The 15,026-nt window shown below is 69.1% G+C and carries 12 protein-coding genes; 9 read left to right on the plus strand and 3 right to left on the minus strand.

The genetic code is table 11. The annotated features are described in order from the left end of the window. Position 1 precedes the first annotated feature (1 nt). Entirely contained in the window at positions 2–1,594 is a 1,593-nt protein-coding gene (locus DB31_RS37785; protein ID WP_044197388.1) for a hypothetical protein, read from the minus strand. Beyond that, positions 1,591–2,565: a hypothetical protein gene (locus tag DB31_RS37790; RefSeq protein ID WP_044197390.1), complete on the minus strand. Its 975-nt coding sequence runs from the start codon at positions 2,563–2,565 to the stop codon at positions 1,591–1,593. Before DB31_RS37790 ends, DB31_RS37785 begins: the two co-directional genes overlap by 4 nt. Positions 2,566–2,876: 311 nt before the next feature. Between DB31_RS37790 and DB31_RS37795 the strand changes: the two genes are divergently transcribed. Together DB31_RS37795 and DB31_RS37800 are read left to right on the plus strand one after the other, a co-directional pair. Further along, entirely contained in the window at positions 2,877–3,992 is a 1,116-nt protein-coding gene (locus tag DB31_RS37795) for a LuxR family transcriptional regulator (RefSeq protein ID WP_240487115.1), read from the plus strand. Between the two features lie 59 nt (positions 3,993–4,051). After that, positions 4,052–5,206 (plus strand): metallophosphoesterase, encoded by a 1,155-nt coding sequence (locus DB31_RS37800; protein ID WP_044197394.1) that lies wholly within the window; start codon positions 4,052–4,054, stop codon positions 5,204–5,206. An 11-nt stretch (positions 5,207–5,217) separates the two neighbouring features. On the opposite strand, the gene DB31_RS37805 is transcribed toward DB31_RS37800, so the two are convergent. Beyond that, complete coding sequence (locus DB31_RS37805) at positions 5,218–6,573, minus strand: thioredoxin family protein (RefSeq protein ID WP_044197396.1); 1,356 nt, start codon at positions 6,571–6,573, stop codon at positions 5,218–5,220. Positions 6,574–6,677: 104 nt separating this feature from the next. On the opposite strand from DB31_RS37805, the gene DB31_RS37810 reads away from it, so the two are divergent. The 7 genes from DB31_RS37810 to DB31_RS37840 all read left to right on the plus strand — a co-directional run bounded on the left by DB31_RS37810 (position 6,678) and on the right by DB31_RS37840 (position 14,987). Next, the gene (locus DB31_RS37810; RefSeq protein ID WP_044197398.1) at positions 6,678–8,417 is read left to right on the plus strand and encodes a GTPase; all 1,740 of its coding nucleotides are present in this window, start codon (positions 6,678–6,680) and stop codon (positions 8,415–8,417) included. A gap of 182 nt (positions 8,418–8,599) precedes the next feature. Then, positions 8,600–10,330 (plus strand): adenylate/guanylate cyclase domain-containing protein, encoded by a 1,731-nt coding sequence (locus tag DB31_RS45615; RefSeq protein WP_052420564.1) that lies wholly within the window; start codon positions 8,600–8,602, stop codon positions 10,328–10,330. Further along, on the plus strand, positions 10,327–11,625 hold the full coding sequence (locus DB31_RS37820) for a serine/threonine-protein kinase (protein WP_052420565.1): 1,299 nt from the start codon (positions 10,327–10,329) through the stop codon (positions 11,623–11,625). The genes DB31_RS45615 and DB31_RS37820 overlap by 4 nt, the downstream gene beginning before the upstream one ends. Continuing rightward, positions 11,549–13,147, plus strand: a complete 1,599-nt coding sequence (locus DB31_RS37825; RefSeq protein WP_044197400.1) for a FecR domain-containing protein — start codon at positions 11,549–11,551, stop codon at positions 13,145–13,147. Before DB31_RS37820 ends, DB31_RS37825 begins: the two co-directional genes overlap by 77 nt. Before the next feature lie 174 nt (positions 13,148–13,321). Beyond that, positions 13,322–13,780: a helix-turn-helix domain-containing protein gene (locus tag DB31_RS45620; RefSeq protein WP_240487117.1), complete on the plus strand. Its 459-nt coding sequence runs from the start codon at positions 13,322–13,324 to the stop codon at positions 13,778–13,780. A 155-nt stretch (positions 13,781–13,935) separates the two neighbouring features. After that, positions 13,936–14,367 (plus strand): helix-turn-helix domain-containing protein, encoded by a 432-nt coding sequence (locus tag DB31_RS45625; RefSeq protein ID WP_052420566.1) that lies wholly within the window; start codon positions 13,936–13,938, stop codon positions 14,365–14,367. A 110-nt stretch (positions 14,368–14,477) separates the two neighbouring features. Then, on the plus strand, positions 14,478–14,987 hold the full coding sequence (locus tag DB31_RS37840) for a helix-turn-helix domain-containing protein (RefSeq protein ID WP_044197406.1): 510 nt from the start codon (positions 14,478–14,480) through the stop codon (positions 14,985–14,987). Positions 14,988–15,026: the final 39 nt, after the last annotated feature.

Genomic DNA, 15,026 nt, shown 5'->3' on the forward strand with positions numbered 1-15,026 from the left:
GTCACACGAAGCGGAAGTACGCCTCGAAGTCCGGCGTCCCCTTGCGGCGCTGGCCGTTGGGTCCCACCTGGGGCAGGTAGTTGGCCAGCACGTTCGCGGTGTCGGGCTCCTCCAGGCTCCCGAGCGGTACGGGCAGGTGCTCGCGGATGTCCGGCAGGCCCACCACGTTGCCCAGCACGCGCGGCAGCGTGCGCGGGTCCACCATCTGGCCCGCGGTGAGCTCGGGCTCGGAGACTTCGTCCAGCGCGTCGTGCAGCGTCTCGCGCTCCGCGCCCTCCAGCCGATAGGCCTTGAAGACGCGCAGCAGCGACAGCCCCACCGCATGCGCGGTGAGCGTCAGGTGCACGGGGTTGGTGCCCAGGTTGTCGTCTCCGTAGCAGCGCCAGACGAAGCCGGTGGCGCTCTGGACCCACAGGCCCTGGACGTTCTCCTCGTCGTGCATCTTCCGCGTGGGCAGCGCGCCCGGCAGCCCCACGAGCGCATCCCTCGGCACGCGGAGGTGACCCGAGGCGAAGGCATCCGTGAGGAAGTGATCCGCGAAGGCGTTGCGCACCAGCGCCGCGTCCAAGTCCCTGTCGAGCGCCAGCCGCAGGGCCTCCGCATGGTGCACCAGGTAGCGCGACCAGCTCCGGGGCGCGAAGTGGTCCTGGTTCTCATTGGCCAGCGAGGCGTAGTCGAACCAGCCCCGGTGGGTGTTGAGCAGGAAGGTGCCCTCGTCATGGGGCGTCACACTGCGGATGGCCTTGGCCACGGCCGGGGTCACCTCCGCGGCCAGCTCCTCCGGCGTGGCGTAGTAGTCCCCCGCCAGCGCCACCACATCGCCATAGGTGAGCGTGAGGCCGGGGCGGACTTCCAGCTCCGTGAGCGGGCGGTAGTTGGCCATGAGGTTCTCGAGCCGGGCCTGGAAGGGCTCTCGCCAGGACGGCTCCGCGCTGGCCACGGAGAGGCGGGAGCGCTCGATCACCGCGTCGGGCGCGAGCTCCGGGTTGGCCACGCGCAGCAGCACATGCGTTTGCCTCCCGACGGCCTTGGGGAAGACGGCCTCGCCCTTGAGCATGCGATCCAGCTGCTCGGCGGAGGCCCGGTGCTCGGAGGTGCCGAAGTAGTCCGGCCGCACCATGGCGGAGGTCCGCTTCGACGTCTCCTTGCGCAGGGCAGCGAGCCGATCGCGCTCCCGCTGCTCGAGCTTCTTCGGATCCTCGGCGGGCCTACCTGCGTCCATGAGACCTCCTCTCAAGCCCAGTGACACCCCTCGAGGCGCGGCGGGACGCGGCCTCGGCGGCGCGGGCTGCTGGGACATGACTGCCTCGAACCCCCGGCGAGCCACCTGGCCCCGCATCACGGAGGCCTCTGCCGAGCGCACCTGGTCGGGCGGAGGCAGCTCGGAGGTGCGGCTGCCGAACGCCAGGGGCGCTCCTGAGGGCGAGCCCTCCAGGACCGCCGGGGGCGTGGCCGCGGCGGGAGCCTTGCGCGCAGGCGCCTTGCGAGCCCCCCGAGCCTTCTTGCTCGCCGGACTCTTGCTCTTCGCTGGGCCTCTTCCCTTCGACTTGCTCGAAGCGCCTCGGCCGGTGCCTCGGGGCTTGCGTGCACTCATGGAAGTCCTCCGTCGATGCCTTGCAGGCGCACGCCCAGCTTGATGCTGGCCAGCACGTGCGCGGGGCGATTCGGAACGACGTACGCCACCTGAAGCGTGCTGCCCACGCGAGGCGCACCTCGGCGCGTGGGCGACAGGTTCTCCCGCGCATAGGCGCACTGCGCGAGGAACACGCAGTAGTCCACCGCCGCCTGCAGGGAGAAGTGCTCGGAGAGCGGCTCCTGCGCCGGAGAGAAGAACGCCGCGCGCAGCACGCGCCGCGCATAACGCCGGGACAGCGCCTGGGCATCTGCGTTGGACAGGGGCAGGGAGGGAGTGCCCGTCCGGCGCGCCTCCTGGGCCAGCTGCTCCAGCAACCCAGGCGGCGCATCCTCCGCGTCCGTGCCCGCCAGCAACACCGCCAGCTTCTCGGGCAGCGCCGGGTCGAATCCCTCGACGAAGCGGGCCACGGCCTCCGTCACCCCGGCATAGTGGACGCCGAAGGCGTGCTTGATGTCGCTCCCATCCTCCTCGGTGTGGAGGATGGGCGTGGGCGTGGTGGGAATGTTGGGGTCCACGCTCCACTGGATGGACCAGAGGGTGGGCGGCTCCACGCCCTCCTTCGGCGGGGGCGCGAAGCCTCCAATGATGAGGTGGAAGGGACGCGGCAGCGCCCCCAACTTGCGGAGGGCCTGGGCCTCCAGCTCCACATGCAGCCGCCGCGCGTAGTCTCCCACGGACTCGCCCTCTCGCAGGGGCGCTCGGTCATCGAAGGCGCGCAGCGAGGTGGCCACTGTCCCGCCGCCAATCGAGCCCACCCCGTTGAACATGGCGAGCAGCCGGTCGTGGGACAGCGGCACCAGCTTCTCCACGTTGGCCATGTTCGAGAGGAAGCGCTCCTGGCCACGGCCATCCACCTCCATCACCGTGGCGAGCCCGTCCGTAGCGAACACGAGCGCATCGGGCGTCTTGAAGGCGATGTCGATGGTCATGGCGCCCCCTCAGCATACAAGGACAGGGGACTTCTCCCCGGCCGCACAAAAGGCAACGCGCGTCAGGCCTGGTGGGACCTGGCGCGCGTCTGATGGGACAGCAGACCTTTGAAAGTGGCCCTCCCCCCCGGCGAGCCGATAAGTAGTTTCTCGCCGATGAGCCATTAGATTCCATGCGTGGAACCCCTGAGGTCGGGTAACACCTGGAAAGCTATTAACTTCCAAGAATCTGAGAGACGACACATGGAGTGATTTGGACCCACCGGTGCATCCAGTTGTCACGCAAACCCGTATACTCGGAAATCGTGAATATGTTCGATTCCAGGGACAAGGGCCTCATTGCGGACCTCCAAGGCCGGTTGGACACGGTCGAGCCGGGGGCAGATGTGCTCCACGGGTTGATGGACGGTCTCCGGGAGGGACTGCGCGCGGAGCGGATGGTGGCCTACGGCGTGGAGCTGGCGCCGGACCATTACGCGGCCAGCTTCTGCCACAGCGCGGGCTTTCCGCAGCCGCAGGGAGAGCTGCTCGGCACCCTCAACGGCTTCCTGCGCCAGCAGCCCAACCCTTGGGGTTACTTCGATCCCGCACGTCCCGCTGCCGCGCAGCGCAACCGGGCGCTGCACTTCCGGCCTCACGAGGAGACGGAGACGCGGGAGACGCCGCTGCATGATCTGAAGGCCGGGGCGTGGCGGCGGCTGGGCATTGGGCCCACGGAGGAGGCCCGGGTCCGTGAGCGGGTGACCGGGGGTACGGTGACCCTCTACCGCCAGTTGAAGATGGAGCACATGTTCCAGCTTCGGGCGCTCGTGTGCGAGGGCTCCACGCTGCTGGCGTGGGTGGGCGCGCTGCGCTCGGAGCCGTTCACGCCTCGCGAGCAGCGGCTGCTCCAGGAGCTGGTGCCCTCGCTGCAGCGGCGGCTGGAGCTGGAGACGCGGCTGCGGGAGGCAGGGCTGCTGGGCTCGGCACTGGAGGCGGCGCTGGAGGCACTCGGGCAGCCGGCCTACGTGCTCTCCTCCAAGGGGCGGGTGGTGTACGCCAACAGCGCGGGGCGGGCCCTGGCGGAGCGCGCCTCTCCGTCGCTGGCGGAGATCATCCGCCGGCATGGCCAGGGCGAGCCCCCGCCTCCCGGTACTTCCGTCACCGCACTGCAGGTGCGGGGACTGTCTCCCCACTACCTGGTGGTGGATCGCAGCACGGAGGCACAGGCAAGCGCCCGGGTCCACGTGCTGGCCAGCCGCTGGGGGCTGACGGTGCGCGAGGCCGAGGTGCTCGAGCACATCATCCAAGGCACGAGCAACAAGGCCATCGCGGCGCGGCTGGGCTGCGCGGAGCGCACGGTGGAAGTGCACGTCACCCACGTGCTGAGCAAGGCCCAGGTGGAGAGCCGCTCGGCGCTCATCGCGAAGTTCTTCCAGGCGACCTAAGAAGCCGTCCTCGGCAGAGAAAACATGCGGGCGGCAGAGCCCGTGTTTAGGATGCACGGGTGACGTCACCTCGCCTCCAGGCCGCGCTGGATCGGGCCGCCGCCTGCGCGTCAGGGGCTCCCCGCTCCGCGCCCCCCGAGTCCTCTCCTCCCGAGCGGCGACTGCGGGTCGCCATCGGAGATCCGCAGGCGGACCTCACGCGCTTCCTGGCCATCCTGGACCACCACGGCCTGCTGACGGAGCAGGGATGGCTGCGTCCGGAGGTGCAGCTGGTGTCGGTGGGGGACCACTTCGACTGGGGCAAGGCACCCGAGCGGGAGGCCGTGGCCCAGAGCGCCCTGCGGCTCGTGGCGTGGCTCGCGGCGCATCCGCCCGATCAGGCGGTCATCCTCGCGGGGAACCATGATCTCGGGCGCGTGGGAGAGCTGGCGGAGTTCAGCGATGCCACCTTCGCCGAGGCCCAGCGGGAGGCGGATGCCCTCTACGACGGCGACGACACGGACGAGATGCGGGAGCGGGCCTTCCTCGGCCGGTTTCCGCAGGTGCCTACCGTGGAGCTGGTCGCGCGGGACTTCAGCACGTTCCGGGAGGAGCAGCGCACGTGGATCACCCACCTCCTCCGGGAGCGCCGCCTGCGCACAGCGTATGCGGCCGGACCGGAGCTGCTCGTCCTGCACGCAGGGGTGACGCGGGAGGACCTGGCGGCCGCCGGTGTCTCCGAGGAGCACGCCGCGGATGCCCCGCGGATAGCGGCCGCGTTGAACGGGGCGCTCGATGCGGCGGTGGATGTCTGGAAGGGCGGACGGCTTATTGTCCCCCAGCTGCACCACCCGGGCAGCGCGGACTATGGCGAGGGCCGAGGCATCTTCTACCACCGCCCGAGCCTCCACCCAGACGATGCCGAGCGCACGCGTGTCACGCCTCGCCGCCGCTTCGATCCGAGGCGTCTGCCCGCGGGGCTGACACAGGTGGTGGGGCACACGCGGGACAAGCGCAGCCGCGAGCTGCTGGGCCTGCCGGGAGAGGTGCGAGACGGAGTGCTGCGGCACCTCGTGACGGACGGGGAGCGCATCGCCTACGCGCACGGCACTCCCGCGAAGCTCGGTTCTCGGGAAGCCGCGCTCATCTTCACCGATGGCGGCATGGGCCACGCGCGGGTCGAGGCCTATGAGCTGCTGGACCTCGACACCCGCATGGCGGCACAGCCGCGATAGCCCGGCCGTGCCTACTTTGCCTTCAGCTCCGTGAGCTTCTTCTCCAGGGCCTCACGCTGGCGCGGGGACACCTGGGCCTCGGACAGTGACTTGGCGTAGGCAATCGCCTCTTCGATCGTCTTTACGGCACCGGCCTTATCCCCGCGAGCGGCCAGGATGGCCGAGCGGTCCGAGAGGACTCGCAGCCGCCGCGCACCCTGAACCTTCGCCAGGGCCCGATCGCTGGCGGCCATCGCGTCATCCAGCCGCCCCAGCATCCGGTAGAGCACGGCCAGCCGAGCGGGCGGATTGTAGTCGTTGGGGAGATCCTTCTCGCTCTGCTCGATGGCCGGGACCGCGCGCATGGGCTCTTCGAGGATCATCGCCGCGGACATGCGGTGCGAGTCGAAGACGGAGCGTGCATCGGGGTTGGGGGCCTTGGCGGCCTCAGCCTCGAGGAACGTGAGCCACTCCTGGGCCAGGGCCTTGCCTCCAGCCTCGTCGCCCAGCTCGGACCGGCCCTCGACCATGGCCTCATAGAGGCCGGAGCGGTCATCCGCGGGCATGTCAATGAGTGGAGGCGCGAGGATCTCCTTCCCCTTGGCATCGAACGCGCTCAGCAGGGCCTTGCGCTGCGGATTCTCCGGAGCCATTGAGGCCGCGCAGCCGATGGCCATGGTCGTCGCGTTGGCCAGGGACGGCGAGCGCGGCAAGCGTGGCAGCTCTTCGGCCGCCTTCTGCGCGCAGACGTCGTACTGCTTCGCGCCCCATAGGGCGACCAGCAGCGACTCCACCGTCCGGCCCCGGCGGGACCAGTCGTGCGGAGCCTCGGCGAGCGCCTGGGAGAAGGCTTGTGCTGCCTCGGCCGGCTTGCCTGCGCCATAGAGCGCATCGCCCCGGGCCAGGTCGGCCTCGGCGCCCTTCGCGTCACCGCGGTAGGCACGTTCTCCATCCTCGAAGAGCTTCTCGAGCTGCGCCACGGTGGCGCTGCCCGCGAAGCGCACGAGGGCCTTCTCCTCCCTCGGGTCGATGATGAAGAAGGTAGGCCAGTTCTCGACCGGGTACTTCTCCTGAAAGATGGCGTTCTTCGGAAGGTCCGTGTTGATCTCGAGCCAGACGAACCGTCCGGCGTGCCGCGCGAGCGCCTTGTCCGTGAAGACGTAGGCCCGCATCGAGCGGCAGGTGTGACACCACGGGGCCCAGATGTCGGCGAAGAGGGGCAGCCCCTTCGCCTTGGCCTCCGTGAGCGCACGGTCGTAATCATCCTCGATGAACGGCAGCGGGGCTCCCTCATGGGCAGCGGCCGCGGTGGCATCGGGCTCGGAGGTGCGCGAGGCGGTGCAGGCCAGGAGCCCCACGACGAACAAGCTGGCAACGTGGGTACGCATGGCGGAGGACCATAGCGTCGTCCCTGCGCTGTGTCCCCTATGGACAGAGGGGCGAAGAAGAACTGGGCGCGGCGGGCGGTGCGTGCTGTGCTCCGGTGAACGCGATGATTGCTCTGCCCGCGCTGCGCGCTGTCCTGGAGTCTGCCCTCGCCGCCCTGCCCTCGCCCGAGCGCTTTCCTCGGGGCGAGGATGCGGAGGCCGCGCGGCGCCTCACCGAGCGCCTGCGCCGGGATTTGCTGCCCCGACTGGGCGGAGACGCACCGCTGCTGCTGGTGGCCATCGCGGGGCCCAACAACGTGGGCAAGTCCACGCTCTTCAACTCACTCGTGGGGGCCGCGCTGTCTCCAGCGCGGCCGGAGGGAGGCCTGACGAAGCAGTGCCTTGCAGCGGCCCACCCGGAGACGTGGACAGGCGAGCTGAAAGAGTTCCTCACCCGCCGCTACGACGTCGTCCCGGTGGCGCCGGGTGCGGATGCTCCCGTGGACCAGCCCGGCCCGGCGGGACGGCTCTACCTGGCGCTGGCGGAGGCCGTACCTCGGGGGCTGCTGGTGATGGACACGCCGGACTTCGACAGCGTGTACCGGGACAACCGCGAGCGCACCGAGGCGCTGCTCGTCACGGTGGACGTGCTCGTCTTCGTGGTGAGCCGGCAGACGTACCAGAACGCGGCGCTGGTGGACTTCCTGCGCGCGGCGGTGGGACGCGGCCGACCCTACCTGATCATCTATAACGAGGCCACGCGCGAAGAGGTTGCTCGGGGCCACCTGGACAAGCTGGCCTCGGATGTGGGGCACCCACCGCTGGCGCGCTACCTCGCGCCTCACCAGCCGGAGGTGGAGGCGGGGCAACGCCCGTTGGCCACACAGCCGCTGGACGGCGGACCCTCGCTCGGCGCGCTTCTGGGAGAGACCGAGCACGCCCGGAAGCTCAAGGCGCAGGCGCTGGCCGCCTCGCTTGCGGATGCACGCGCGGAATTGGAGACCCTGTCCCGGGCCGCACGGGAAGCCGCGCACGAGCCCGAGCGGTTGCGACAGCGGCTGCGCCACGAGCTGGCGGCAGTAGGCAAGAGCGCAGCGCTCAAGGGAGTGCCCGCGGATGTGCTGGTGGACGCGTTCCGGGACGAGCTGGATGCGCGCAGCTCCTTCCACCGTTACGTGCGGCTGCCTTTCCGAGCGGTTGCCACGGCGCTGACGTTCGTCTCGCGGAAGGTGCGCGAGTCCTTCACAGGCCCGCAGCCCACGGCGGCCCCGGTGCTCCATGCCACGGACGAGACGCTGCGGGACGGCATGCGGCGGCTGGTGGACGTGCTCGCTCCAGAGGTAGCGGCGTGGCACGGCGACGCCAGCACACGGGCGAAACTGTCGGAGTCCTTCGGTCCGGGGACACTGGCACGGCTGGAGGAGCCGCTGGGCTTCGAGGCGCTGCATGCGCACGCGGCGGATCGCGAGAGCCTCTACACGTTCTGCCGGAGCCTGGTGGGCGCGGAGCTGCAGGGGAGCATGCGCGAGGAGCTGCTCCAAGCGCTCACCACATTGGTGTACTCGGTGCCCTCGGGGGCGGCAGCGGTGGTGACAGTGGCCACCGGCGGTGTGGGGCACGACGCCGTCATCTGGGCGGGTACCCTGCTGTCCACACCGCTGTTGGAGCGCTTCGTGGATCTGCTGGGAGCGGACATCCGCGCTCACGTCACGCAGAAGTGGGCGGACGCCCACGGCGCCACCCTGGCCCGAGCCCTGGAGAAGCGCTTCTTCCAGGAGGTGCTGACGCACCTCGACACGGAGGCTACCGGCTGGGTCCGCACGACCCAGGTTCTGGAGGAGAGCGCCCGAAGGCTCGCGGAGTAGGCAACCGGCCCCTTCGGGAAGCCTGGGATAAGTCGATCCTCTGGAGGCAGCCCATTAGGATGACCGATGGCGAGGCACGCCCGATACCGTGCCAGAACCCCAGTGGGAGCTGAGCCCTGCAGACCTCACGCCCAGAGACTCCAGCAGCGGGTCCGATACCCTCCTCCCGCCTTTCTCTCGCCGTGCGGCTGCTGCTGCTCATGCTCGCGGTGGCGGTGCCGCCGCTGGTGGGGCTGGGGCTGGTGATGATGAACGTCAACGCGGACGCGCTCCGGCTGGCCGCGCGCGAGCTGCACCTGGCCATCGCGGGGGACGTGCGCCGCACGCTGCGAGGCGAGCTGGAGCGCGCACAACAGGAACTCGATGGCGTGGGCTATCTGCTGCTCGCCCCGGGGCTGGGCTCGGGGGAGGAGCGGGATGCCCTCGTCGCATCGAAGCTCACCGCCTCCGCGGCCATCGACTTCGTCACGCTCTACTCTCCCCAGGGTGAGCGGCTGGGGACACTGAAAGAGAAGGAGCTCCCCCTCCCAGCAGTCCCGGAGATGCTGCCGACCTCCGTGCTCCAGGCCCATCCGGAGTCCCAGCAGGGCCTGCAGGTGCTGGACGTCGTGATGAAGAACGGCGTGCCTTCGCTGCGAGTGGTGCAGCGAGCCCGGAAGGACGGCGCGACGCAGGCCCTCCTCCTGACGCACCTTCGGCTGGAGCCCCTGCTGGAGCAGCTGCGGACGCTGGGAGAGGATCGGTTGGGCTCGCGCAACGCCATCTCCGTGGTGAACGACGCCCGGCAGGTGGTGCTGCACGCGGACCCGGCGCGGATCGGCACCTCTCGAAAGGAGCACGGCATCTTCATGGCGGTGGCGGGAGACGCGTCCTTCCGTTCCCCTTTCGGTGTCTCGCCCGAGTTCAACGACGACGGCGAGCCAATGGTAGGCGCGCTGGAGACGCTTCCCGAGCTGGGATGGGCTGTGGTGGTGCAGCGGCCTCGCGCGCTCGCCTACGCGTCGCTGGGATGGATGCGAACGGGCGTGGGCGTAGCGCTGGCGATCTGCGCGGTGGTGGCGCTGGCTGGCGCTCTGCTGGGAGCCCGGCAGCTCGCGCGGCCCATCGAGGCGCTGGTGCGGGCCACCCGGGACATCGCGGGGCGGCGCTTCACGCGGGTAGAGGGCGGAGTAGAGGAGCGCCAGGACGAGCTGGGACACCTGGGGCGCTCCCTGGGGGAGATGGCCCGCTCGCTCGAGTCCTCCGAGAAGGAGCTGGTGGAGCAGACGCGCGTGCGGACCGCGCTGAGCCGCTACCTGTCCTCGGATGTGGTGGAGCTGATCGCCCGGGAGCCGGAGCGGCTGCGGCTGGGAGGCGAGCGCCGGGAGGTGACGGTGCTCTTCTCGGACGTGTGCGGCTTCACGCGGCTGTCGGAGTCCCTGCCGCCTGAAACCGTGGTGGCGCTGCTCAACGAGCTGTTCACCTTCGCCACGGAGATCATCCACCGGCGAGGGGGCATCATCGACAAGTTCATCGGCGACAGCGTGATGGCGGTGTGGGGCACGCCGGAGTCCAAGCCGGACGATGCTCGGCAGGCGGTGGAGGCGGCCATGGAGCTGCGACGCTGGGTGGAGACGGGGAATCGGCGCTGGCGTCAGAAGTGGGGCGTGGAGGTCCAGCTTGCCATGGGCCTCCACACGGGCACGGTGGTGGCCGGCAACCTCGGCAGCGAGAAGCGCATGGAGTACACCGTCATCGGCGACACGGTGAACGTGGCTGCTCGGTTGGAGTCCATGGCGCAGCCTGGGCAGATCCTCGTGAGCGCGGCCACGCGGGAGAAGCTGGGCCCGGACGCAGAGGTGCTGCGTCACCTGGGCGAGCGTGCGCTCCACGGCCGTAACGCCACGACGTCGGTCTTCGAGGTGGCCGCATGAGCACGGCGCCCGACGCGCGACTGGGGCGAATCCTGGGGGGCCGCTACCACTTGCTGAGCGTGCTCGGCCACGGCGGCACGGGAACGGTGTACGAGGCGGAGCAGACGGGGCTCTCCCGCCGCGTGGCCCTCAAGGTGCTGCACGCCCATGTGGCCTCCTCGCCGGGAGCCGTGGCGCGCTTCCAGCGCGAAGCCATGCTGATGGCGCGGCTCCAGCATCCGGGCGCGGCACACGTCTACGACTTTGGGGAGGAGGGAGGCGAACTCTTCCTCGCGATGGAGCGCCTGCACGGGGAGACGCTGGACGCGGCGACCTTCCGCGAGGGCCCGCTGCCCATCCCCGTAGCGGTGGACGTGGTGACGCAGGTGCTGGAGGTGCTGGAGGCCGCCCACACGCTGGGCGTTGTCCACCGGGACCTGAAGCCCTCCAACATCATGCTCACGGGGGAGCTGTCCTCCCCTCGCGTGAAGGTGCTGGACTTCGGGCTGGCGCAGCTGATGGAGGGCTGGCTGCAGCCTCGCATCACGGCGGCGGGGATGGTGCACGGCACGCCCGCCTACATGTCTCCCGAGCAGTGCCGGGGAGAGACGCTGGACGGGCGCTCAGATCTCTACTCACTGGGGTGCGTGCTCCACGAGCTCATCATCGGGCAGCCCCCCTTCCCGGAGGAGTCTCCTGCGGAGACCATGAGTGGCCACCTGTACCGTCCCGCTCCGCCGATGCGCCAGCTTCGGCCCCGCCTGGAGATTTCGCCAGCCTTGGAGGCGCTGGTGCTGGCGTGCCTGGCGAAGGTGAAAGAGCAGCGTCCAGAGAACGCCCAGGTGTTGCGCCTGCGGCTGCGCCAAACGCTCACCGAGTCCAGCCCCTCCCCTCAAGCGCCACGAGGCGAGGGCAAGAAGAAGGAGCGCCCGCTCCCCTCAACGGCCCCTGCGGGGCTGGAGGTTCCCTCGGAGCTTCCCGTGGGCGTCTTGGAGGCAGGGAAGGCCTCGCCCTCCCTGGCGGCCAGCACGGCGCTCGCGGCGGTAGGCTTCCAGGTAGTGCCCTTGAGCGAGGGAGCGCCGCTGGGAGACATCCGCGCCCTGGTCATCGTCCCTGCGCCCGGAAGCGACGGGCTGGAGCTGGCGAGGAAGCTGGCCGGGACACCCCAGGCCCCGCCCGTGTTGCTGTGCGGTGAGGATGATCTCACGGTCATGACCCGTGCCATCGAAGGTGGAATCTATGACTACGTACCCCTGCCGCTCGATCCGCTGGAGCTCTGCCGCAAGGTGGCACGGGCACTCCGGGCGCGCCGCTGAGCGGCTGCTGGCGCTGGGACTGCTGCTGGCCTCGGCCCTCGCGGGCGCACAGGAGCGTCCCGCTGCGGAGGACGAGTTCACCGTCGCGCAGCCCGGCGACACCTGCCAGACCATCGGCACACGGGTGTGGGGGAAAACGGAGGCGTACCGCCAGCTCCACGAGCTGAACGCCTTGAAGAACGGTCACCCGGCCCTGGTGCCCGGCACACGCTTGCGCATCAAGCCCGAGCCCGAGGCGCACCTCACCTACGTGAAGCCCGAGGTCAACACGCGCCCGGCCCAGGAGCCGCAGTGGAAGCCCGGGAAGCAGGGCGAGGCCCTGTACCGGCTCTATCAGGTGAACACGCTGCGAGGCGCGGGAGCGGAAGTGACGCTGAAGGACACCTCGAAGCTGCAGCTCCGTGAGAACGCGCTCGTCGTCATCTACGGGACGCAGCAGACCGCCGTCCCGAAGCAGCCCGCCCAATCGAGCGGCGTGGAGCTGGTGCAGGGAGACCTCCATCTGCGGCTGGCGGCGCTGCGTGGAGAAGCTCTCCCGCTGACGACTCCCGCGGCGAAGGTGGCGGCGAACGGGCAGGAGCTCTTCGTGGGGGTGGACGCACAACGCATGAGCCGCGTGGCGGTGTTCAATGGCAAGGCGCAGGTCGCCGGGAAGGGCGCCCAGGTGGAGGTGCCGGGGGGGAAAGGTACGCGCGTGGAGCCTGGGAAACCCCCCGAGCCTCCCAGGGCGTTACTCGCTGCTCCAGCTTGGAGTGGGCTGGGTGCCCAGGAGGTACTGATGGCGCTTGGAGGTGCCCCCCAGCCCTACGCGCTGAAGTGGCAGCCCGTGTCAGGGGCGGTGAGCTACCGCGCGGTCCTGGCGCGTGACGAGAGCCTCAACGAGGTTGTGGCCGAAGGGGCTCCCGAGGCGAACGCGGCACAGGTTCTCGACCCGGGAGTGCTGCCTCCGGGCCGGTACTTCGCACGGGTGCAGGCAGTGGACGCGGTGGGTTTGCCAGGCATGCCTTCCCGTCCCCGGAGGGTGGAGATCGTCGCGGTGAAGGTGGAGCGCGGCGAAGTAGGAGCCCCAGGCCAGGTGAAGGGCCGCGGCCAGGTGAAGCTCACGGTGGACCCGACCCTGGGAGTCCCACTCCGGGTCAAGGGAAAGCCCGTCGGCCCCGAAGCGGTGCTACTGGCCCCCGGGCTCCACACCGTGGACATGGAAGGAGCTGTCCAGCCCGTGAGTGTCGAGGTCCTGCCGGACGTGGCAGCACAGCTGGTGCTGAAGCCCAAGGCAGGGCGCTTCGAACTGGAGATTGCCGCCCGTCCGAAGGAGGCAGGAGCCCCGCCCATCGCCGACGGAGCCGTGCAGGTAAAGGGCCTGGAAGGTGCTTCCGTGTCAAACCTGGTGCGCCATGGAGAGACCCGCTGGACGGCGACCGTGACGCCCGCGAGTGCGGAGAAGAAGGGCCTCGCCGTGGTGGAAGTCTGGGTGTACGGCGAGCCTGTGGGACGTGCGAGCGCGACGTCCGAAGCTGACTGAGTCCCGGCTCGGATGAGGTGGCAAATCATTCTTGTTGGGTAGGAAGTCGCAGCAAGACCAGAAAGGTTATGACCTGACCGGTCACCTCCGAATCACTACCCCGCGTGTCCTTGGAGCCCAACGTTGTAAGTCCTATGTATCGCGACGACCATTCGCGGTGGGCATGGGACAATCATGGACAAGGAGCTGACCGAGACCCTCAAGAAGGTCATCGGACCGAACATCCGGAAGGCTCGGCAGCGCCAGGGGCTCTCTCAGGCTCGGCTCGCCGAGATGGTCGAGATGTCGACCGAGGTGCTGGGGCGCATGGAGCGCAAGAAGGTCCTGCCCCGGCTCGAGCGGCTCGTCCTCCTGCGCAAGATCCTCGGAATGACCCCGGACCAGATGCTCGGCTTCTCCTCGGGCCCGGGCAGCTCCGCGGCCCTCAAGGTCTCTCCGGCCTATGACGAGATGATGACGGTGATGCGTCACTTCTTCACGCAAATGGAGTCGCGGCTGTCCGAGCAAGAGCGCCGGGAACTGATGCAGACGCTGTCTCATCTCCAGCGGCTCATCACGCTCATCAAGAAGAAGCGATCCTCCAGCCAGCCGCGTCGCGTCGCCTCCGACAAGAAGCGAAGCCCGAAGAGGTGAGGGGCTCGACCCCCCCTATCAGGTAGGCAAGGCAGAGGGAACCGGTAAAGTTCTAACCTGGGTGGTCCTTCGCTCATCGCGACCTCCGGTGTCCTTGCGAATCCAACTCATTACGTCTTACCTATGCGCCCAACTTTTCAAGGTGGGCGAGGTTCATGAACAAAGAACGTGTGAAGGCGCTCAGGAAGACACTGGGCGCGAACATCCGGAAGGCCCGGACACGGCTGGCCATTACCCAGGAACGGATGGCTGAGCAGCTCGAGATGTCACCCGAGGTGTACGGGCGCATGGAACGGGGACTCATCTTCCCGCGGGTGGAGCGGTTGGTGGACATCTGCGAGAAGCTCGGGGTGTCGTCGGATCAGTTGCTGGGGCTGTCGGTGTTGGAGGTGGCCGCGACGCCGTCGGTCCGTCAGGACGAGTGGCTCGGGCTGATGCAGCGCCTCACGCCGGTGATGCCACGGCTGACGCAGCCCCAGCGCAAGGCGGTGCGACGGCACATGACGGACTTCCACCGGCTACTGGTGACCTTCACCGAGCCGAAGCCCAAAGCGAAGCGGGAGCGGCGCGGACGGCATCCCACCTAGTGGGTAACCTGCTATCTTCCCTACCTGGCACATTCTGTGACCCCAACCCATGACGTTGTATGCCATCCATCCAACCCATCATGTTGGGTCGCTTCCGGAGGTGAAAACACGTGGACGGCCTCGATAAGAAGAGACTGGGCAGGAACATCCGTCAGGCCCGGTACCGGCTGGGACTGACGCAGGAGCAAATGGCCGAGCTGATTGACATGGCGCCCGAAGTCTACGGGCGTATGGAGCGGGGACAGCTGGTGCCCCGGCTGGAGCGCTTCGTGGCTCTCTGCCGGGCGCTGGGAGAGTCCCCGGATAAACTGATTTTCCCGTTGGATGCCCAGGAAGCTCTGGAATCCTTGGAGGAAATCAAAGTCGGAACGGAGGCCTCGATCAAAGCCCTGAGAGAGGCGTTCGCCACGAACCTGCGCGACTCCCGCCAGCGCGTGGGATGGACGCAAGCGGAGATCGCGGAGAAAGCCCGGATGTCCGTGGACGTCTACGGGCGCATCGAGCGAGGGACGATACTTCCAACGCTGGAGGCGTTCGTGGACATCTGCCGGGTGCTCGGAGAGATGTCGGATCGGCTGCTGGGTCTGCCACCTCCCAAGCGCATGCGTCGGCGCCGCTAAGGGACCGATGACCTGACAGGGCGTCTACTGGAGTCGACC

The organism is Hyalangium minutum (assembly GCF_000737315.1).
GTDB classification, from domain to species: domain Bacteria; phylum Myxococcota; class Myxococcia; order Myxococcales; family Myxococcaceae; genus Hyalangium; species Hyalangium minutum.